This window comes from Pseudomonas agarici (genome assembly GCF_900109755.1).
In the GTDB taxonomy this organism is placed as follows: domain Bacteria; phylum Pseudomonadota; class Gammaproteobacteria; order Pseudomonadales; family Pseudomonadaceae; genus Aquipseudomonas; species Aquipseudomonas agarici.
Map to the genome: position 1 here is coordinate 167,321 of NZ_FOAR01000010.1, position 20,298 is coordinate 187,618.

14 protein-coding genes and 4 pseudogenes are annotated in these 20,298 nt (G+C 56.3%); 8 read left to right on the forward strand and 10 right to left on the reverse strand.

Features of this window, described 5'->3' with window-relative positions:
* Nucleotides 1-13: 13 nt before the first annotated feature.
* A pseudogene (locus tag BMX68_RS11900) lies at nucleotides 14-1,048 on the reverse strand (MFS transporter); the annotation flags it as partial.
* A 38-nt stretch (nucleotides 1,049-1,086) separates the two neighbouring features.
* A pseudogene (locus BMX68_RS11905) lies at nucleotides 1,087-1,317 on the reverse strand (recombinase family protein); the annotation flags it as partial.
* Nucleotides 1,318-1,526: 209 nt separating this feature from the next.
* On the opposite strand from BMX68_RS11905, the gene BMX68_RS11910 reads away from it, so the two are divergent.
* The 3 genes and pseudogenes from BMX68_RS11910 to BMX68_RS11920 form a co-directional block, all read left to right on the forward strand.
* Complete coding sequence (locus BMX68_RS11910) at nucleotides 1,527-1,799, forward strand: CopG family ribbon-helix-helix protein (protein WP_017131131.1); 273 nt, start codon at nucleotides 1,527-1,529, stop codon at nucleotides 1,797-1,799.
* On the forward strand, nucleotides 1,799-2,074 hold the full coding sequence (locus BMX68_RS11915; RefSeq protein ID WP_017131130.1) for a type II toxin-antitoxin system RelE/ParE family toxin: 276 nt from the start codon (nucleotides 1,799-1,801) through the stop codon (nucleotides 2,072-2,074). The genes BMX68_RS11910 and BMX68_RS11915 overlap by 1 nt, the downstream gene beginning before the upstream one ends.
* An 85-nt stretch (nucleotides 2,075-2,159) precedes the next feature.
* Nucleotides 2,160-2,435: pseudogene (locus tag BMX68_RS11920) on the forward strand (transposase); the annotation flags it as partial.
* A 341-nt stretch (nucleotides 2,436-2,776) separates the two neighbouring features.
* Here the strand turns inward: BMX68_RS11920 and BMX68_RS11925 are convergent.
* Complete coding sequence (locus BMX68_RS11925; RefSeq protein WP_017131129.1) at nucleotides 2,777-3,052, reverse strand: hypothetical protein; 276 nt, start codon at nucleotides 3,050-3,052, stop codon at nucleotides 2,777-2,779.
* Nucleotides 3,036-4,604 (reverse strand): IQM protein middle domain-containing protein, encoded by a 1,569-nt coding sequence (locus BMX68_RS25920; RefSeq protein WP_017131128.1) that lies wholly within the window; start codon nucleotides 4,602-4,604, stop codon nucleotides 3,036-3,038. The genes BMX68_RS11925 and BMX68_RS25920 overlap by 17 nt, the downstream gene beginning before the upstream one ends.
* 593 nt (nucleotides 4,605-5,197) lie before the next feature.
* On the opposite strand from BMX68_RS25920, the pseudogene BMX68_RS11935 reads away from it, so the two are divergent.
* Nucleotides 5,198-5,617: pseudogene (locus tag BMX68_RS11935) on the forward strand (DUF4158 domain-containing protein); the annotation flags it as partial.
* 86 nt (nucleotides 5,618-5,703) lie between these two features.
* Here the strand turns inward: BMX68_RS11935 and BMX68_RS11940 are convergent.
* A complete protein-coding gene (locus BMX68_RS11940; protein WP_017131126.1) occupies nucleotides 5,704-6,255 on the reverse strand; it encodes a hypothetical protein in 552 nt (183 codons plus the stop codon).
* A gap of 243 nt (nucleotides 6,256-6,498) precedes the next feature.
* Here BMX68_RS11940 and BMX68_RS11945 point away from each other — a divergent pair, with 243 nt between their 5' ends.
* Both BMX68_RS11945 and BMX68_RS11950 read left to right on the forward strand, forming a co-directional pair.
* Nucleotides 6,499-6,957 (forward strand): hypothetical protein, encoded by a 459-nt coding sequence (locus BMX68_RS11945; RefSeq protein WP_017131125.1) that lies wholly within the window; start codon nucleotides 6,499-6,501, stop codon nucleotides 6,955-6,957.
* 391 nt (nucleotides 6,958-7,348) lie between these two features.
* Entirely contained in the window at nucleotides 7,349-9,268 is a 1,920-nt protein-coding gene (locus BMX68_RS11950; RefSeq protein ID WP_143063280.1) for a HAMP domain-containing methyl-accepting chemotaxis protein, read from the forward strand.
* 132 nt (nucleotides 9,269-9,400) lie between these two features.
* Here the strand turns inward: BMX68_RS11950 and BMX68_RS11955 are convergent, their stop codons facing one another.
* From BMX68_RS11955 to BMX68_RS11965, 3 genes are all read right to left on the reverse strand, one after another.
* Entirely contained in the window at nucleotides 9,401-11,110 is a 1,710-nt protein-coding gene (locus tag BMX68_RS11955; protein WP_017131123.1) for an amidase, read from the reverse strand.
* Between the two features lie 282 nt (nucleotides 11,111-11,392).
* A complete protein-coding gene (locus tag BMX68_RS11960; RefSeq protein WP_017131122.1) occupies nucleotides 11,393-15,070 on the reverse strand; it encodes a hypothetical protein in 3,678 nt (1,225 codons plus the stop codon).
* 382 nt (nucleotides 15,071-15,452) lie between these two features.
* Nucleotides 15,453-16,205: a helix-turn-helix domain-containing protein gene (locus BMX68_RS11965; protein ID WP_017131121.1), complete on the reverse strand. Its 753-nt coding sequence runs from the start codon at nucleotides 16,203-16,205 to the stop codon at nucleotides 15,453-15,455.
* 271 nt (nucleotides 16,206-16,476) lie between these two features.
* Here BMX68_RS11965 and BMX68_RS11970 point away from each other — a divergent pair, with 271 nt between their 5' ends.
* A complete protein-coding gene (locus BMX68_RS11970) occupies nucleotides 16,477-17,649 on the forward strand; it encodes an NAD(P)/FAD-dependent oxidoreductase (protein WP_026013084.1) in 1,173 nt (390 codons plus the stop codon).
* 109 nt (nucleotides 17,650-17,758) lie between these two features.
* Entirely contained in the window at nucleotides 17,759-18,430 is a 672-nt protein-coding gene (locus tag BMX68_RS11975; RefSeq protein WP_017131119.1) for an RraA family protein, read from the forward strand.
* A 188-nt stretch (nucleotides 18,431-18,618) separates the two neighbouring features.
* On the opposite strand, the gene BMX68_RS11980 is transcribed toward BMX68_RS11975, so the two are convergent.
* A complete protein-coding gene (locus BMX68_RS11980) occupies nucleotides 18,619-19,740 on the reverse strand; it encodes a sterol desaturase family protein (protein ID WP_074862211.1) in 1,122 nt (373 codons plus the stop codon).
* Between the two features lie 114 nt (nucleotides 19,741-19,854).
* On the reverse strand, nucleotides 19,855-20,298 hold a 444-nt coding region (locus BMX68_RS11985), incomplete at its 5' end, for a type VI secretion IcmF C-terminal domain-containing protein (protein WP_305729086.1).

Consider the following 20,298-nt stretch of genomic DNA (forward strand, 5'->3'; position numbering starts at 1 on the left):
TATGGGAATTGACTCACCTCAGGCGGCTGTTCGCCTCGCTGGCATCGTGCTGTCGCGCATAGGCAGCGCCGATCAGGTAGAAGCAACCGCCAGCGATAATGAAGCCGGCCAGCATGTAGAACATGAAATGCGGCGCCCACCAGGCCAGGGCAAAACCACAGAGCACGGGGCCCAGCGCACCGCCCAGGGTCGACAGGTTCTGCGCCCCGTAATACATGCCGCGCAGGTGCCGGGGAGCGATGCGATCGATAAACATATACTCGGCGGGAAACACGATGATCTCTCCCAAAGTGAACACCGCCATGGCCAATGCCCAATGCAACACCGTGCTCGATAATGCAAACCCCGCGACCCCAAGCAGGAACAGGCTGAAGCCCATCGTCAGCCACAGGTTCAGGTGCCGCTGGGTGATATGCCTGCCCACCAGGAACTGCAGGCCGATGACCACCAGCGCGTTCACCGCCACCACCGAACTGATGACCTGGTAGGTGAACTCCGGCGTAGCGGTGGTCACCAGGTACTGCGACAGATAAGCAGTGAACTGGCCGAACACTACGGCGCTGAGCAAGCCACCCAAGGTGAAGCAGACCAGGCGCTTATCCCGAAGCAGGATCCGGCTCACACCGATAAAGGACATCGTCGTCCTGGCCCGGTCGACCGGACGCAGGTGCCGGTCACCGAGGTTGTAGTAGGCCAGGAAAGACACCACCCCCAGCAAGGCAGACATCACAAAGGGCAAGCGCATATCGAGGTGGGCCAATCCCGCACCAACAAATGGTCCAACCGCATAGCCGATATTGATCAGCGTGTAGCGCACCGAGAACACACCGGCTTGCTCCTCTTCCGGCAGGATTCGGCCCAGGGTCGCCTTGACCACCACATCGATCACCGCATAGGCAAAGTTGAACAACACCAGGAACACGAAGAACAGCCAGAGCCGCTGGCTGATGCACATGCCGATAAAACCGAGCACGAACAGCCCGGTGAAAGCCAGTATCAGGCCAAAGCTGGAGCCCCTGTCCGTCAGGTAGCCGCCATAGACACTAAGTGTAGCGGCTCGCGTTTGAAAACACGTGGGCTCGCATTGACAATACCGCGTAAGTCGTCAAGGTTACGCGCCAAACGGTCCATGCTGTGCACGACTACGGTATCGCCTTCGCGGACAAATGCGAGCAATGCATCGAGTTGCAGCCGTTGAATATCCTTGCCCGATGCCCTGTCGATGAAAGTACGATCAACCTGGACATGCTCCAGCTGACGCTGAGTGTTTTGTTCCAACGTACTGACCCGAATGTAACCGACGCGTTGCCCTTGCATTTTTCTTGCGCCTCACACTTTGTCAGGTTGACATCTTAGACCCTGGTCTGAGATGTCAACTAATGCAAATAATGACCCTAATTTTACGCCTTTCCTCGGAATGTTTGACTGTCGATTAAGGGTATAGCCCAACCTGACAGCACGCTTGACGACACGTTGTTATTCACTATGATTATAGGTTATTCGAATTGAATCAGGATTGACCACAAATGGTAACTACCGCCAAAACCCGATCCGTCACAGCTCACGTTCCGGTGCAACTGGCGGAAAAAGTCGATTTGATGGCTGAGCGTCTGGAGCGCTCTAAGAACTGGATCGTCAAGCAAGCCCTGTCTGCTTGGATAGACCAGGAAGAAGAGCGTAGTCGCCTGACTCGTGAGGCCTTGGCTGATGTTGACGCTGGACGTGTTATTGACCACCAAGCCGTCCAGGCCTGGGCTGACAGCCTTAGCACCGACACTCCGTTGCCGGTGCCGCGCTGATGGAGTTGAAGTGGACAAGCAAGGCGCTTTCCGACATTACCCGGCTATACGAGTTTATGGCCTTGGCGAATCAACCTGCCGCAGCACCAGCAGTGCAGCAACTCACCACAGCACCTACCACGCTGCTGACTAACCCGCGCATTGGCGAACGTCTAGAGGAGTTCGAGCCAAAGGACGTGCGCCGAATTCAGATCGGCCAATACGAGATGCGTTACGAGATAGCGGATTTAACTATCCACCTGCTGCGCCTGTGGCACACCCGCGAAGACCGATAGAGGGACGGAACACATCAACTGGCGGGCCTACGACTGATCGGAAAACCTTAGCGTACAATTTTTTCCGAATTCTGTAGGCTCCCCTGACGCAGAACACCTGCGTCACTACTGCGACCGTTACCGAATACAGCCTGTGATCCCGCTACGGGCCATGTCACGTAAACCTCGACCTGGCTTGCCCCGACTCTTTGATCGTCCAAAGTATCGCCAGCGCAACATCGTTGAGCGGATGTTTGGCTGGCTAAAAGAGAACCGCAGAATAGGCACTCGTTACGACAAGCTGGCGAGAAGCTTTTCGGCCATAGTCACGCTGGCCTGCAGTCTGCGCTGTATGCGGCAATACTTTTCGTACAAAACCTAGCGAGTGTCGCCGAAACCGATCCGGGCAAAGCGATTGAACTTGTCAAAGGACTGTTCAATTACGGCATCGCCCGTCTACCCGGCGAGCAACACGCTGCAGGGCTGGAGCGGATAACCGACGCCATTCACGACATGGCCGCAACGATAGACCCGTTATGGGGTTATAAGCCGAAACCGCCGAAATTTCCGTCAGTCCGATCCGTGACATTGTGTATCGGGTTGATCAGCTTGCAGCCGGTTCGGTAGGTGTAAGTCCGTTCAGCAGGATGTGTCTTCAGGGTATCAATTGGATCTGCCCGCTTGCCTATCAGCGAGACTGGGAACCAGCGACAGGTGGCAGACTCATTCGGGCATAGATAAACAGATCTGCTTTAGCACCTTAGCGATCTCAGCGTTCGACTGGGGCAAATCCGGCAACATCGCCTTAAAATCGTGTTCGGGATGCTGGATTGCGTATGCCAGGGCCTGACGAATACCCTTCAGTTCTTCGACAGAATATTCCTGCGTCAGCAGCGCTACCTGCTTGGGGGTCAATCCCGTGAAACTTTCGACCTCATCAAGGTCATACAGCAGGTTCATCGGTATACGTAAAAAGTTGAGATTAACTAAGGTCTTCATCAATAAACACTCCTGCCACGCCTTGACTCTTCAGATGATTGACCGCTTGATTTAACTGCGCAGAACTAGGTCGGTAGTGGCCGCTTTTACGCGAAATGGCGGTCATTACCCCATTCTCGATGCGCACGTCGCCTGCGGCAGCGACCGACGCACCGCCAAAGAAACTGGAGTGGTGGAATTTGCCGCGAGTCTGTTCGTTGGAAATATACATCGAACCGTGTGCATCCATAACAAAGATCGCACGTCCTTTGTTTTGCGCGAACGCGGTTGATGCTTGGCGCGTGTCAAACAACTTGCCTGACGCATCATACACTTTCCCATCTTTGATCGTTACCTTGAATGCCGCTCGTTCTTGGGCATTCAGGTACTTGACCTTCGTCCCGAAAACCTGCCCAGCTTCCTCGCCTTTGTAGATTTGCTGCATGGGCTGCATGTTGGTGAACCGCACCGGTGCGCTGCTTGAAGCTTGCACTGCCATTGGCCGCTGCGCAGCCGACAATGCATTAGCCGCCGCGATACGGCTACGGGCCTCTATGGCGTTCGCCGGTTCGCTCTGGCGCCTACGATTCGCACCAGGGCGCAATGCATCCGGAATGTCCTGCAAGGCACTGAAGTTGTCAGCCACAGGATTGGATTGAACGCGTCGGCCCAAGCCCGGCCGTAATGAATCGGGTATCTCCATACCAGCCCCTGCGTTACCAGGCTGGATACTTGGCGTGACGGGCTTTGTGGGCTGCCCTCCGGGAAAGGAGAGGGCCCGCTGTGCTTGCTCCATGAGCTTGGGCGACAAGGATGGTATGGCCGGTTCGGATGCCCGGCGAAGTGCCTTGCGGCGTTGCAATGGTGCGCCGCCCAGTGCTCCAAACGACGGGCCGACCATGAACTTTTCGATATCATCCAATGGCATGTCGGGAGCCTCATCGAGATTTTCTTTGTCGACGGGCTGCTGAGAGGGCATGCTCGGAGGTGTGGAGGGCGGAGGAGGTGGCTTGACTGCTGAATGCCGTCCAGGCAAAGGCGGAGGTGTGCCATGAACCTGGCCGTTTATCTTCACGTGATGAGCGTTACCCAGCGCTACCCCCATGGAAGTAAGCGTAGCCTTGGCGCCGGGCCGTGGAGGCAATAGTGGTGAGGTGCTGTTACCTTGGGGACGATTAGGCGAAGCAGGTGGCGAGTCGGGAGATCCGACCCCAGGCGCCGAAGCCCACCGTTGCAGCTTTCCATCGGGGCTTTGCATGTCAACGCTAGCCAGGTTCAGATCCTGGTCTTGCCCAGGTTGGAAATTCAAGACCGGGCGGTGCGTCTCGCCACGCTCGCTGAAGGCGGGCATACCGAAGATATTCGCACCCAACGAGGCCAACTCGAACAGTGAACCATTTTGGATGCTGGCAGTAATCCGATTTCCAATCGAAGAACCCAGCTTGTCGAGCCATTTAAGCGAGTCCGCATTGATTTGGCGCGATGACTTAGGGATGGGCAGCTTGGCCAGAGCCTGAGTACTTGCAGTTAACAAGCCACTGACATTTAGCTTTGTAAGTTGTCCGATACTCATTGAAGTCTCCTACTCATCGCCAATGAGTGGTCATTTACGCTAGGTAGTTCCTCTCGACCAACGTTATGCAATCCTAGGCTCTGTACGAAAAGTCGGCGAGCGGAGATCAGGCAAGGCGAAAACAGATGAGAATGCGGAGTTTTTTGGGGTAAATGAGCATTCTAAGCCTGCTCTAACGCCGTCTGACAGGGCAAAGCGACTTTTCATACAGAGCCGAATCAGGGCTCGCCTTACCACGCGAGTGGCACGTCCATCCGCCCGGACCTCTGTGCCCAGGCGTCGTGTTCGCGTTGGAACATAGTCGAATCTGTAGCGCCTGTGGGCCGTATCTAAGCCCATAGTCGAAGTTGGGACAGGCTATCAACCACCACCGTGCGACCAAAGCAACATCCTTAAAAAATGCACGGAAAACCCTATCGTTATACACGTCTATGTTGGTTGGCTACATGCGCGTGTCGTCTGACGACGACCGCCAGAACACGGACTTGCAGCGCGACGCGCTGCTCGCCGCCAGCGTCGATCCGCGTCACCTGTTTGAGGATCGAGCCTCTGACGCGGGTCGGCTGGACGGGCTCACGTGGAGCATCGTCACGATGATCACCAAAAGCGAGCGGCTGGCCGTCCTTTCGGATGCCGAGCAAAAAGCCTTGTATGGTCTGCCGGACTTCGATGATGCTCAGCGGCTGGAGTACCTGGCGTTGACCGAATCTGAACTGACGTTCGCCAGCAGCCGGCCTAGCCTGCATGCTAAAGTCTCTTGCGTCTTGCAGATCGGCTACTTCAAGGCCAAGCATGCCTTCTTCCGCTTCGATTGGCACGAGGTCGAGGACGATTGCGCCTTCGTGCTGAGTCGCTATTTCCACGGCGAGGCGTTCGAGCACAAGGCGATCACCGAGCATGAGCACTACAACCAGCGGGGTCGGATCGCTAAGTCGTTCGGCTACCAATCGTGGGCGGCTAGTTTCCTGCCACAACTGGCGCAGCAGGCTGAACAGATCGTGCGGCGCGACGTGATGCGACCAGTGCTCAACGAGCCGGTTGTGTGTGGAAGGGCTGTCGATGCAATAGCCGGAAAATATCCGGCTAATTGGAAGCTTCTTTAAAAGTCATTATCGGAGTCAGACTCCACCTCATTGAGCAGTCTTTTAGCTTCAGACTTACCTACCTTAATACCCGCATCATCGAGCCTCTTCCTAAACACCTCGGCGTTGTCACCAGACGCTCTTCCTTTTCCGCCAAGAACATGTTTAGGCTTAATATCATATTTGGTTCTTAGCGTCGTTGGGTCCCTCATAAACGGATCACGCTCAAACTTCGCATGCTTATTAGTATGAGCCCCTAATGTCCTTATTAGAGCTGCTTGTAACCCGTGCGTAGAGGCAAAGCTACGGGCTACATTTTTGTCGCCAGTAATAAAATGATGGGGGGTGGCGTCTGCATCGGTGTAGGCCGTTTTCTTACCCGATTTAAAGCCATCGTTTTTTATGCTGCTGGCAGAGTGGGCGTCAGTGCCATGAAAGCGCCTTTCATTTTCATACACTGCTCTGGCCTTTGACTCAAGAGACTCACCCGCATGCGAACTGCTACCTTCCTGTGCGTCTGAATTTACCGGAGTATTGTAATAACCTGTTGAGGGAGGCACTCTCACCATTTTAATTCGCCTTTTAACTTTCAGGAATGAAAGTAGTGAGTGGTCAACGTCACAACAAAGGTTCCATCAGATCTAGATTTTAAAAAAACGGCGACAACGCGTCGATGCCGCCCGGAAAACGCTTCCATAAATTAACCTGTCTCGTGCTCTACGATTGTTATGGATATCGGCGCAACCGCTTCAACCGCTGGATGGACAGGTGGCTGGCAAGCAAAGTCCGTTACCTAGCTGGACCTGTGGGCAATGGGTGAACGCAACGAAGCCTTGCAGGCCGAACGTGAAACCCTCATCCGCACACTGAGCGAAACGGTCGACGCGCAATTGCTGCAAGCGCGGGAGCGTCTGGGCGTCAACGCGTGGATCGCCGATGCCCAAGCCCGGGCAGCCGACGTTGATACCGTCAAGCGCCAGGCCAACGGCCTGCAACAACAACTCGCGACCTATGCGTGCAACGAAGACCCGCACTTCCAGCGGGCTCGCAGCATCACCGATCAGTTGAAAAAACGCGGCATCGGGCAATTGATCGACATGGCCAACGACGCGCCCGACGCGGCCGACGACCTGATCGTCGATCAATTGCAGGTGCTGTATGCGAGCCTGAACGCCCTGCGCGGCCAGATCAGCGATATCCAGACGCAAATCCAGCAACACAAAAGCGATTACGGACGCGCCAAGGAACTACCACTCATCATTTGCAGATAACGTGAGCCCATCGCGGTGGAATGCGAGCCAGTGCCGTGGAATGCAAGCCCACTTGCAATTAATGTGAGCCCATGGGCTTCGTTAGTTGCAGATAATCTGAGCCGAAGAACGGGATAAATGCGAGTCCGAGTGTTTTCAAACGCGAGCCACTACAACTAAGCAGCGAACCCGCCACCAATGCACTGCCGACCATCAGGCCGATCTCGCTGATCGCAAGGGAAGGCGAACATGGCAAGCTCCCAAGCTTACGTATTATTTCCGACACAAATCTGCCACTACCCGTTTAGAGATATAAAGTTTCAGTTTCCCTGACCGATACCTCTGCTGTGACCTAATCCTTCTGGGGCCAGGCGCCCTCCTACCAGCAGCTCGTATCAGCGGAGATTGTTCAATGCTTGCGCCAATTAACAGAATGTTGGAGAACATAAGCGTCAGAGCCAAGCTCGCCCTGGGCTTCGGTATCGTCATGCTGCTGACTCTGTTGATTGCGACAACCGGTTGGCTAGGCATCAAGTCGCTGAGCGAGCGTGGCGACCGGGTCCTCGATATCGCCAGGCTCAACGAACTGGCCCGAGACATCCGCACGGCAAGCCTGGGCTACACCGCCAATCCCGACAAGGAGCACTCCGGAGCGGTGATCAAGCTGCTGGACAATCTCGACAACCACCTGGCCCACGACCAGAAGGTCTTCGACTCGGCGATCAACATCCCGGACCTTCAAGCCGCCAACGCTGCCGCCAAGAACTATCGCGCGCACTTCAACGAATTTATCCAGGCTATAGACGCGCGTGATACTACGCGATTGCTATTTGCCAGCAATTCCAACGCCGCCGTGACAGAACTGAAAAAGCTCATGGAGGTTGTCGTCTCTCCGACCGGCGACCCCGCCCAGATCGAGGCTCTGGTGCAGGCACAAACGGTGGTCCAAGAAGCGCGCTTCCAACTGCGGAGTTATAGCGGCAGCCTCAAGTCCGAACTGCAAAAGCCGGCCAAGGACGCAATCGACCAGGCCGTCACCTATCTCACGACACTCGACAAGCTGGTGCCCGCCTCCTTGCACGAAAACGTGCGGCGCCTGCAACTTGCAATGACCGGCTATCGCACGACCACCGACCAATTCAGCGAGGCTCAAGCCAAGGCCGATAGTGCGCGAGCGCAGCTTGACGGCGACATCAAGAATCTGCTCACGGCGAGCCAGCAACTCTCGCAAAACCAGATTGCGCAACGCCTCGAAGACGTTTTGGATGCTCGCAACCTGCTCGGCGGCGCCGTGCTGGCCGCGCTGCTGCTGAGCATCATTGCCGGTCGGGTAATCACCCGACTGATTGTCGGCCCGCTGATGGAAACCTTGAACGGCGCCGAACGCGTGGCGGCGGGCAACCTGACAGACAGTGCCGTGATTTCGCGCCGCGACGAGCTGGGTATGCTGCAATTGAGCATGCAGCGCATGACCCAGAACCTGCGCGAACTGATCGGTGGTTTGCGCGACGGCGTGGTGCAGATAGCCAGTGTCGCCGAGGAGCTGTCGGCGGTCACTCAACAAACCCGTAGCGGGGTCGGCAGCCAGAAACTGGAGACCGATCAAGTCGCCACCGCCATGAGCGAAATGGTCGCGACCGTCCAGGACGTGGCGCGCAATGCCGAGCAGGCCTCGAGTGCGGCGGTCAATGCCACCCAGGAGTCCCGTGAGGGCGACCAGGTGCTGGCCCAAGCCATGACGCAGATTGAAAAGCTCGCCAGCGAAGTGAACCATTCCACGGTAGCGATGAGCGACCTCAAGCAGGAAAGCGACAAGATCGGCAGCGTCCTCGACGTCATCAAGTCCGTGGCACAACAGACCAACCTGCTGGCGCTGAATGCCGCCATCGAAGCGGCGCGGGCTGGCGAAGCGGGTCGCGGCTTTGCCGTGGTGGCCGACGAAGTGCGCAGCCTGGCACAACGTACCCAGACCTCGACCGAGGAAATCGAGCAACTGATCACCGGCCTGCAAGGCGGCACCGAAAAGGTCGCCATCAGCCTGGAGAGCAGCCGCATACTGACCGACAGCAGCGTCGACCTGACCCGTCGCGCCGGCAACTCACTGAACGGCATCACTCAGTCGGTACTGGCGATCGAATCGATGAACCAGCAGATCGCCACGGCAGCCGAACAGCAAAGCGCGGTGGCTGAGGAAATCAACCGCAGCGTGATCAATGTCCGCGATATCGGCGAACAGACCTCGGCGGCCAGTGAAGAAACCGCCTCCTCAAGCATCGAACTCGCGCGCCTGGGCAATCAATTGCAGATGCTGGTGGGCAAATTCACCCTGTAAGGACACGACGAGGGGGCATGCAATAGCGGCTGCGCTCGGGTGATCCCATCCACCCTCCCCCTCCAATACCGCCCCGTTAGAATATAAACTTGGCGGGCTCGCCGGACGATGGTCGAACCCGACCGGTCTCGGCTATTGGCGGGTCAGTGCCGGTGTACGGGGGGCAATCAAGCGCCGGTTACCGGTGGCCTCGAACGCCGAGGCCAGACGCAGCAGCGCCGAATCGTCATAGGCACGGCCAGCGAAGGTCAGGCCGACCGGCATGCCGATATCAGCCATGACGCCCATCGGCACCGTGACCGTGGGCACCCCCAGGTGGCGGATCGCCAGATTGCCGTTGGCCACCCAGACACCGTTGCTCCAGGCAATATCCGCCGCCGCCGGATCGACATCGGCATTGGCCGGGCCGACATCGGCCACCGTCGGGAACAGCACCGCATCGAGGCCCAGGCGCTGCATCCACTCTTCGAGGTCGATGCGCCGCGTCTCTTCAAGCCCGCGCAAGCCGTCCGGCACACTGCTGATCTGGTTCCACGCCGTAAGGCCGCGCTCCGCCATCCGTACATACTCGTCCATGCCGGCGGCCAGGTCGCCCTCACGGTTCGGCAGGGTGCCCGGATCATGGGGAAAAATCAGCGAACCCTCGACATCCACCAAACGGTTCAACTTGGGGTCGCCGTTGGCCTGGAGAAAATCGTCGAAGGCCCAGGCGGTCAGGTCCCACAGTTCATGGTGCAGGAATTCCTTGGACACCAGGCCACGGTTAAACACGGTTGGCGCGCCGGGACGATCCCCTTCGCAATTGGATACCAACGGGAAGTCGACCTCGACCACCTCGGCGCCAGCCGCTTCGAGAGCCTGGCGCGCCGCTTGCCAGAGATCGATCACCGAAGCACGGGTGTTGATCCGCTGCCCGGTCGGGCCACCGATACCGGGTTGCTCGCTGGTGCCCGCCGCGGGATCGGCGTTGATAAACATGCGCGGCACCCCCAGGCGCTTGCCGGCCAGGGCCTCGGCCCCCACGGCAAGCGAGCCATAGGATTGGGGCCGTACCGAAGCCACACTCGGGATCGGCACCCAGGGTTGCAGGCGCCACAGGTCGCCACGGCTGTCGCTGTCTTCCGCGACCACTACGTCGAGCACTTCGAGCAGATCGGCCATGGTCCGGGCATAGGGCACCACCACATCCATGGTCGGCGTCAGCGGCCAGTTGCCACGTACCGAAATCACCCCGCGCGACGGGGTGTAGGCACACAGGCCATTGTTCGAGGCCGGCCCGCGCCCGCTCGACCAGGTCTCTTCAGCCAGGCCGAAGGCTGCGAAGCTGGCGGCGGTCGCGGTCCCGGCGCCGTTCGATGAGCCCGAGGCAAAGGGCGCCGTGAGGTAGTCGGCGTTGTACGGGCTTTGCGCTCGACCATAGAGCCCGCGCTGCATGCCGCCATTGGCCATGGGCGGCATATTGGTCTTGCCCAGACAGATCGCTCCGGCGGCACGCAACCGTTCGACAGTGAAGGCATCGCGATAGGCGATCAGGTTGGCGAAGGCCGGGCTGCCGCAAGCGGCAGTCAGGCCCTTGACCAGATAACTGTCCTTGGCGGTATAGGGGATGCCATCGAGCGGCCCCAGAGACTCGCCTTTGGCTCGACGGGCATCGGACGCCCGAGCCTCTTCGAGCGCAGCGGGGTTGCGCACCACCAGCGCATTGAGGGCGGTAGGTGTCTGCGGGCCGTCATAGGCATCGATCCTGGCGAAATAGGCCTGAACCAGCTCAACCGCCGTTGTCTGGCCGGATTCGAGCGCCTCGCGCAATTGCGCAATGGAAACCTCGGTTACTTCGATCATGCTGTTATCGTCGACTGCTGATGGGGGACGCGGTGATTGGAATCACCGCTATCTTACCCTAGTCGTCTGTGTGATTAGTTCTATTAGTCAATTTCGGCTGCCACCAGCCCCTGGCCTGCGTTGCTGTTCCTCGCCATAGCCCGGCTATGACTCGTCACAGCGCCTTGGCCATGGACTGGTGGCATCCGAACTTGAGCTAACGAACTCACCGTACAGGCCACTAGCTCCACTACGCGATAAAAAGGCAGCAGGCCCAGTGAAATCCAGCCGGTCCTAAAACACCTAGTTGACCGATAACTTAGGCAAGCCATCTTCTTCCGGCCTGTAGGAACCATAGCCGCTGACGTAAGTGTGCTCTTTGCCTTCATCATCAATAAAGGTTTCATCGTACCCCGAGGCCCAGGCATAGCCTTTGTTTATCTCGTTCAAGCCATCGCCGATGTAGTCGTTATGGGTCTCGTCCTCGCCCTTGAGCTCCTTCTCGCGGAAGTCAAAGATACTTTTGTTCTCGGGAGCGTCGCGCTGGAGATAATTGGCCAGATAGGTTTGCAGCGATACATAGTTCTCCGCACCCTTGGGTTGCAGCAGGCCATCCTTCTCGAATTGCTTGAGTTGATCCCACTTCTGGCCGGATATCTTATGCAGCTTTTTGGATTTGATGGTGCTGAGAATCGCACCGACAAAACCTAGGACAGCACCCGCCACAAACCCAACAGGGCCGAGGGCGCCGATCACTCGACCGGCGGTGCCGCCGATCAAGCCCCACGCGCCGTTCACGCTAGCGACACCTGCGATCACACCGCCAGCGCCGCCGAAGACTCCCAGGAAACCGGACGCGGTCTGCAGCGGGTCATGATTCTTCAGCCCGTCACGAATGCCAAAGGCGCTCAGGACGATGCCGGTCACCCCACCCGCCAGGTCACCAGAAGAGCCGAAGAACTTAGAAACCGAGCCGGCGATCCGGTGCGCAGTGCTAGCACCGGCGATGCGGTATTTGGTGTTGTAGTTGCCATCCAAGTAACCAGCCTTGAACGCGTCGGCATCGTAGTGAGGGTAGTTGGCCGGATCGCCGGTCGGGGTATTGCGCACTGCCCCTCCGCCTTTCTCATCGGTAATCCAGGAGCCGCCGCTATTGACGCCGCCCTGCTCAACTCGAAACCCGCCCTTGCCATCTGGAATATAGGTGTCCGGCTTGTCGGGCAAGAAACCCTGGCCGGCAAGGTGCTTGGACAGGTCCGACTCGATCTCGATAGGCGGTACCGTGCCAGGCTTGCGCCACATGTCTGGAATGGTTTTGCTCAGGCCCAGGTTGTCGTAAATCTTGGTTTTCAAGATCAAGTCGGCGGTTTTTGCGCCCAGGGTCAGGAAACCGTTCGAGAAGCTGGCGAAGGTCAAGAAGTCGGCTGCGATGCCCAGGCGACCTTCCGATGTAGAGGCAATTTTTCCTGGATCGCCGTGCAACTGATAGATACCCCGTGCCAAGCCGAACAGCCCGGACATGGACCCCAGGGTGCCGGTCTCCCTCATCGTCGCAAACATCTTGGTGAGGTTGTCTTTCTCTGTCGACGATAGTGATTTGAAGGCATTTTTCTCGGCGGCAAGGGCATCTTTTATGTCGGCCTCGGTGAGGGTACCATTACGCATGTACTTGTCACCCAGCGCCGCATATACTTTACCGAATGAAACTGCGTCATCCTTGTTCTTGATGAACTTCTCGACGGTGGTTTCCCAGGCGCTGATCAAGTGCGAAGGAATATCGGTTATCCCCCGCGCAGCGCGTAACCAGTATTTGGTCGTGTCGATAGCCGCTAGCGCGCTGTTGTCTTCGCTGATCTTGCTCGGATCGCCGATGATCGCATCAAGGTCCATGATCATGGTGTCTCGACTGAGGTCGCCTTTGAACTGTTCGGCCATCTTCGGATCGATCTGCGCCAAGCCTAGGTAGGTCTGCTGGATTTCCTGCTGGGCCAGTTCTGTCTTGCCGCTGTCTTCCAGGGCCTTGATGTACTTACGAAAGCTTTCGGAGTTGGCGCTGGTCTTGAGCTTTTCTTCGACTTCGGCGATTTTCCCTTCTCCGCCGACTACCTTGCTTTTGGAGTCCTTATTAATACGCTCCATGTCCGCCATGATCTTCTCGTCACTGCTCAATTCGGCCAAGCGCTTATCAATAGCCTTTACGTCGAAAATATCTTCACGCACATCCCGACCGGTAACCTCGATCGGATCGGTGGCATCGGATTTGTAGCCACGGCCATGTTCAGGAATAACGGTCATACCGTTGTCTGTCATGCTTTTGGCTTCCAGCGCCCGCAGGAACTTGGCACGTGAGTCGTCCTCACCAATACTGCCATTCTCGACACCCTCGCGATATTCCTTGACCAGGTTTTGCAGCGTCAGGTCCTGGATGCCCAGCGGGTTGCCGTCTTCGTCCTTTTCGGTAGTCGGCAATTCATTGATATTCAACTCGCTGGAGGGTGGTAAACCATATTCCTTGCGCAGTTCATCGACATCGTTGACCTGCGTGGTAATCTCGTCACGGTGCCCCGCAACCTGAGCAAAAAGCTCCGGGTTGATTTCCTCACTAACCACGACCTTCTCTTGTTGGCCTCCGGGTTTTTGGTAGGTATACGTAATCAGACCGGGACCATATTCGTCCACAGCGCCCACGCCGGAAATGTCCTCGGTGGAAGGCAGGTATTCATCCTCGCCCGCCAGGCGATAGCCCTCGCCCTGGGCGCGAGCGATTCCATCCAGGGTCTTGCCGGTTTCGCCATAAGCCTGGAACGAGTCCGGTGCCAGCGCCTCGATAACAGTGATGGTCTTGCCGTTTTTCAGGGTGACGACCTCTACACCACCTTCGCTGTAGGCGTGAATATTGTCGATATCGGCCAAAGAGGCTGGCGTCTCGTTGTCCTCGGCCAGGTAGTCCTTATTCTTGATGGCATTGACCAAGGCATCATGGGCGACGGTGCCTTCGGTCTGCTTGAGTGCCGTCAGAAGCCCATAAAGGCGTGTACCTCGTAGTTCCAGGCTCGGCGATTTGTCATTGCTACCCGCCCGGCCAATGCGAATATCCGGGGGCAAAGTGGATTCGGTTTCGCTGGCATCACCCGGTGGCAGCAAGTACTTCTTGCCGTCGTATTGAAACTTAATGACGCCGCTTTTTTCGTCGATGGATTCGACGTTCAGTTTGCTGATGTCATAGTCACTGGGCAGCGACGACGCCCGTTCGTAGCCATCAGCTTTACCTTTATCGAGCACTTTCTGCACTTCGCCCTGATACCCCAATTGTTTAGATAGCTCGGGGTTGAGATCTTCGGATATCACGTAGCGTTTGCCGTCCTTGGTTTCCACCAGAGTCAGGCCATTGTCCTTGTGTTCGATGCTTTTGTACTCAGTGCTGCTGGCCGGCAGTTTCTGCGTGTCACCCACCAGCTCATAACCGTCCTGCTTGAACTTCAATGCATCCTTTGCATGCATCAGCCGATTGAAGGTGTCCGGGGTCAGCGTATTGTTGACCACCATCTGGTTAGCGCCGAACTTGTAAGTGATAACGCCTTCGTCGGCATGGCTGGTATCGATTTCGCTGATGTGGTCGGCATAGCCGAGACTGTCCTCATTATCCACTGACAAGGTGTAGCCATCCGCCCGGGCTTGCAGCGTGAGTTGGTCCTTGAGTACTTGTTCGTAAAGTTTTGGCGCAGTGGCGCGATTTACGACAACTTCTTTACCGTCGTTGGTGGTGTAGCGAATAGTGTCTTTGCCATGTTTTTCTGGAGGCTCAATGCTCTTGTAGTCGAACAGCTTCGGGGCAGACTCATCGGCTTTTGCTTCTTTAGGCGCAGGCGCGTTGGGATTACCCGAATTAGATATCCTGGCATTCTTTAGTATCTCCTCGAAACGCGAGCCTGCTTTGGGAGTTTCGGAAGAAGGGGGCATACCGTCTTGAATTTTCGCCATCGTCTGCGCCTCGAGGTCTTATTGGATCTGAGCAATGCGTAACCATCTGGGTACGTGCCAGCTGCTGCTAGCGTATGACAATACGCATCCGATGACGCCGCAGAACGACAACATTTCACAAAAATTCGCAACATGATTTTGTTGTGATGCTCGCTTGAATCGCTCCAGATTCTTTCTGGCAGCCTGCAAGCTCATTGCCTACCGCCTTCCCAACCGCCCGCTCTGAGCTGCGACCGAGTCGCTGATGTCTTTTCCAGTGTGCGGCGGCAGAGGCCCGCACCCTCTCATAGGTACCTCTGCGGATCAGTCACCACATAACCGGGCTCTGCACAGAGGCATCTCCCAATCGTCCCGACTGAGCGGCAATCGGTGACCTGGATAATCACAAGGAGATACGTCGGGTTTTAATGTCACGGAATTGATGAGGAGTATAATGTGTTGCCGCCTTGAACTGTCTGGAGAAGGCGCTGTGATCTGCGTACCCGCATTCGAAAGCAATGTCGGTAATCAGCTTTTGGCTTTTCTCAAGCAGCTCGCAAGCCTTATCAATACGTACCTGCAAAAGTATCTGCTTGGGAGTCAGATGAAACACCTCCCTTGTGAGCCGCTCCAGGGTATCTGCCGAAAGATTGACTTCAGCGGCAACTTCCGGAATCAATAACTTCTCACCAAAGCGAGTTTCTATAATGGATATAAAGTCCAAAAGACGCTTATAGCTGGTGTGCCGTTCATCAGGCTTTGGCAAAATTCGTGATACGCCAACAAGACCGATAAATCTACCCTGATCGTTTTGTATTCTCACTTTCGTGCTCAGGCACCACTGCCTGGAGCCGTCCGCCGTGAAGTAGAGACGAAGCATGTCCAGCATCTGCTTGCCATCATGAATCACACTCAGATCCTGAGCCAAAATGGACGGCCCACTCACTGAAAAAAGCTCAGCGGCAGTTCGGCCATAAACTTGATCTTTCCGGGTAAATCCGGCTTGGCTAATCAACGCCTGGTTGAACATCCGAAACCGTGCTTGCTCATCCTTAACGTAGAAAAGAACCCCCGGTAGGCGACCAAAAATAAACTCAAGGAGCGACATATTGTGCTCACTTCCGTCAAGAATTTCTTTGAAATCAACTTGGAGCATAAGTCGCCAATCGTTCAGGAGTATAAGGAATGATGGTGTGGCCGCACTTTAGCATATGGATGATACGGCACTAAGTAGTGCCCTCCTCTTGAATCTACAGCAGGGAACCCGGTGCAGCAAGCCTGCCGCCTTTAACGAGCCCGTCGAGTTCGAAAAACTCAATTGGATTGATCGGTTATGCAGATTTCCGCACAATTTTTTCATATCCAATCAAGCGTTTTGCAACTGCCTGGTCATAATTATGGCGTTACGAAATTCTGGGAGGATGACTATGAGCCGGTCGAATGAAAGGGTTGTGATCATCGGTGGCGCCGTCATGGGGAGTTTCACAGGGTACTTTCTGCGCCGGGAAGGTTTTACCGGCTCCATCCAAATAATCGAGCAAGACAGCACCTATAGCCTCTCGTCGACTGCGCTGTCGGCGGCTTCGATCAGGACACAGCTCACATATCCATTCAGCATTCATATGAGTTTGTTCGCGGCACAGATCTGCCGCGACCCCAAGGCATGGTTTGGCCCCGAGGCGGACATCGAGTTTAGGGAAAGGGGTTACCTGACTCTGGCGGCCCCTGAATATGCGGAAGTCATGTACCAGAACGCCAAAATGCAGGTTGCCAATGGAGCCGACGTGGTAAAACTTGATCAGGCGGCACTAGCAGAAAAATACCCGTGGATTCACCATGACGATGTTGCCTATGGATTCTTCGGCGCCTCGAATGAAGGCTGGTTCGATGCCTGGGCACTTCTTCAGCTAGTGAAGCGAAGTGCAAAATCCCTGGGTGTTCAGTACATCGACGGACGAGCCGTAGGCATTCGTACTAATGGTTCAAAGGTAACGGCAGTTGATCTGGCAGACGGCACTACACGCGCATGCGATTGGTGTGTTAATGCTGCGGGTGCCGCCGGTGGCCGAGTAGCAAAGTGGCTGGATATCGATTTGCCGGTTGAGGCGCGCAAAAGAACCGTATTCCATTTCAAATCGCCAATTGCCAGCGGTGACTTCCCCGTCATCCTGGATACCTCAGGATTCTGGCTGCGACCCGAAGGCGACGGTTTCATCGCCGGCATTGCTCCCGACGCAGACAGAGATCCTCGTGCCGATGGTGACTTCGAGCCCGACCACTACCTGCTGGAGGAAAAACTCTGGCCGCTGCTCGCACACCGGATTCCAGCCATGGAAAGTTTAAAGCTGCAGCGAGCATGGGCAGGTCATTACGAAATGAACGTGTTTGACCATAACGGCGTGGTCGGGCCCCATGACGAGTTCAAAAACTTGATTTTCGCCACCGGATTCTCCGGCCATGGCGTGATGCACTCCCCGGCAACGGGCAGAGGCGTGGCTGAACTTATTACCCATGGTCAATTCCAGACCATTGATTTGTCCGAGCTCGGCTACGGACGCATCAGAAACAACACCCCCATTGTAGAAACAATGGTTTATTGATGGCCTTGACAGCAACAGCAGTGTCGGTAGTTCAGTCGAGTGAACAGTTTGATTCCAGCCACGGCCTTGGGCATCGGCTAAAAAAATAAGACTTCGAGGAGACAAACAAATGCTAATCAATGAGCAGGACGTCCTCAAACGTGGCGCGGCGATAGATACCAGTACCTGGTCAGATGCACTCGACGAACTGGGCGTTGCGGGGACTGTTTTAGATATTCCGCGTCAAAGCGGTGCAGGCCTGGCAATTGGCTTTGCCGTAACAGCGCGAGCCTTGACCGGAAAATTGGGAGATTTTAAAAAATCCGACTTCGCGGTGGGCCAACTGATAGCAGCCACCGGCCCCGGTAAGATGTTGATGGTTGACATGGGGGGAGCACGCATTTCAGCCATGGGTGGATTGGCGGCATTGGGGGCGAGCAACCAACACGCGACAGGTATCGTCATCGATGGTGGCTGCCGTGACATAGACGAGATTCGAGCCACGCAATTGTGGGTTTCAAGTCGTTGGGTAGTCCCCACGACGGGTAAGACTCGCGTCAAGGTATTGCCGCTAGGAGGCGACATCGTTGTCGGTGGAGTTTGCGTGTCACAAGGCGATCTGGTTGCCGGTGACGATACGGCCATCGTCGTCATACCTCGCGCCCATGTGCAAGCGGCGCTGGTTATCGCAGAACGCATTATGGCGATTGACGAGTGCGTGGAAGCGCGGATCCGCGCTGGCGAAAGCTTTGGTTTGGCAGCCGCGACCGCCGGCTACATCCCCGCTCGCGATAACCGGTAGCCCGGTCAGCCGTAGATTCGACTCGCTATTCCAAAGCTCAACCCGGACCCGCTGGACTTTGGCCCGGCGCTGATGTTTCAAATGCTGGTCGCATCGCGGATACAGCCTCCTCAAGGCAGTACCCGTAGCCGGCTTTGCGTTCCTCCAAACAGCACCATGCAGCCTGGCCACGGGTGATGATCAGGAGGTCATGGTTTGAATGGATACACATGCTGACGCAGAATGCCGTCTGGCAAGGGTTTGCCAAACACTCCGTAGCGGCTTGGCCACTCCTTCGCGGGTAGTTTGAAGGTTCCAAACAACATATCCACCAGCGGCAGGTGAATCGCATAGTTCTTGTAGATGTAATCCGGGTGACGAGCATGGTGCCAATGGTGATAGCGCGGAAGCACCAATACATAGTCCAACCAACCGCCATTGATGCGCACGTTGGCATGCGCCAGCACGGCTTGAATACCGACCAGAATCACATAGGCATTCAATGCCTGCGGGGCAAAGCCCAGTAGCATGAGCGGCACTAGCACGCCGGTACGGGTTAATAGCACCTCAACAAAGTGGACACGCGAACCTGCCAACCAATCCATGGCTGTACTCGAATGGTGAACAGCATGAAAACGCCATAGCCAAGGCACCACATGGTACAAGCGATGAAGCCAGTACTGCCCCAGATCCGCCACTAACACCGCAAGAAGAAACTGCACGGCTATTGGCAGGCTTTGCACCGTCTCTTGAAGGTCGGTAGAAACCGCCCAACCCGCCATAAAGGTTGAAGAGGCGGTAATGAAGATCAAGATGAATTGCACCAGCATATGACTGACAAAAAAATAGGTCAGATCAGTGCGCCAGTGTGGCCGTAGGATATTCTGTTGCGCATCCTTGGCATACAATTTCTCCAGCGGGATAAAGACCGCGGCAGAAATAAGCAGCGCCAGCACAAACCAATCCAGGCCCAGGGAATACGGTGTTTCGCCGATGGCATCGACCTGTATGTCGGTGCCCCCCAGGAACACCGCCAAACCGGAGGCGATAATTCCGGTAATGCCCAAACGCTTATGGCCGTTGAGTAATATGTTTAGAGTGCCCAGGCTGAATGACAGGAGTAATCCGAAAAGTAGCAGGGTACGGGCGAACTGCTCATCGTAAACCTTGCGCAGTTCGCTGGTGGTCAGCCACTCAGGAAATAAGAAACAAAGTACCGCCAGCAGACTCAACAGCCCCAGCGCGGCGGAAATGTAACCACTGATACGCCCCTCGCCCAATATGAACGGTGCGTGACCATGGTGCCGGAGATAATTTTTAATCTTTTGCATTGCGTATCCTTTGTATCCAAAGCCAAGTAATAATGTTTCCCAGTCGTTCGCCACGCTGAGGGGTGAATGCGGCCCTTGAGAGTTCTGACTTACCGTCGATCAATATCCGCCGGGTCATTCAAAGCTCCCGCTCTGCGCATAGGGCACGGGAGCGGCGCCCTCGCTGAGGAAAATCTGCCGGGGCAGCGTGAAGTGACGCAACTTGAGCAAGGCCAAAGGCCCCGCGTCCAATTCAGTGCGCAGGTTCCACGTCAGGTTCAGGCCATCGGGGGCCTTGAGGACCATGCGGTAGCGGCTGTCGCCGTCGTCCAGGGCCGTGAACCGGGCCTTTTCCAACAACCGAATCAGACCCCAGGTGCCCTGATAGTCACCCAACAGACGCTCGCCGGTATGCACGCTGGTCCAGGTCAGGCTCGCGCCCGGACGATCACCGACTCCCGGCCAACTGAAACGCTGCCAGAACTCTTTCTGGTTGAAGTACTGATGTCGCACGCCATCGAGGGTGAACGTGGTTTGCACCACATCGCGTACCGGCTTGCCTTGGAGTTCGAAGCTCAG

What these genes read in the sequence shown, in the direction of transcription:
- BMX68_RS25920 (WP_017131128.1), bottom strand. Translation starts at nt 4,604, where the DNA reads ATGAGTATCGGACAACTTACAAAGCTAAATGTCAGTGGCTTGTTAACT.
- BMX68_RS11950 (WP_143063280.1), top strand. Translation starts at nt 7,349, where the DNA reads ATGCTTGCGCCAATTAACAGAATGTTGGAGAACATAAGCGTCAGAGCC.
- BMX68_RS11915 (WP_017131130.1), top strand. Translation starts at nt 1,799, where the DNA reads ATGGAGTTGAAGTGGACAAGCAAGGCGCTTTCCGACATTACCCGGCTA.
- BMX68_RS11910 (WP_017131131.1), top strand. Translation starts at nt 1,527, where the DNA reads ATGGTAACTACCGCCAAAACCCGATCCGTCACAGCTCACGTTCCGGTG.
- BMX68_RS11960 (WP_017131122.1), bottom strand. Translation starts at nt 15,070, where the DNA reads ATGGCGAAAATTCAAGACGGTATGCCCCCTTCTTCCGAAACTCCCAAA.
- BMX68_RS11955 (WP_017131123.1), bottom strand. Translation starts at nt 11,110, where the DNA reads ATGATCGAAGTAACCGAGGTTTCCATTGCGCAATTGCGCGAGGCGCTC.
- BMX68_RS11980 (WP_074862211.1), bottom strand. Translation starts at nt 19,740, where the DNA reads ATGCAAAAGATTAAAAATTATCTCCGGCACCATGGTCACGCACCGTTC.
- BMX68_RS11925 (WP_017131129.1), bottom strand. Translation starts at nt 3,052, where the DNA reads ATGAAGACCTTAGTTAATCTCAACTTTTTACGTATACCGATGAACCTG.
- BMX68_RS11945 (WP_017131125.1), top strand. Translation starts at nt 6,499, where the DNA reads ATGGGTGAACGCAACGAAGCCTTGCAGGCCGAACGTGAAACCCTCATC.
- BMX68_RS11975 (WP_017131119.1), top strand. Translation starts at nt 17,759, where the DNA reads ATGCTAATCAATGAGCAGGACGTCCTCAAACGTGGCGCGGCGATAGAT.
- BMX68_RS11970 (WP_026013084.1), top strand. Translation starts at nt 16,477, where the DNA reads ATGAGCCGGTCGAATGAAAGGGTTGTGATCATCGGTGGCGCCGTCATG.
- BMX68_RS11940 (WP_017131126.1), bottom strand. Translation starts at nt 6,255, where the DNA reads ATGGTGAGAGTGCCTCCCTCAACAGGTTATTACAATACTCCGGTAAAT.
- BMX68_RS11965 (WP_017131121.1), bottom strand. Translation starts at nt 16,205, where the DNA reads ATGCTCCAAGTTGATTTCAAAGAAATTCTTGACGGAAGTGAGCACAAT.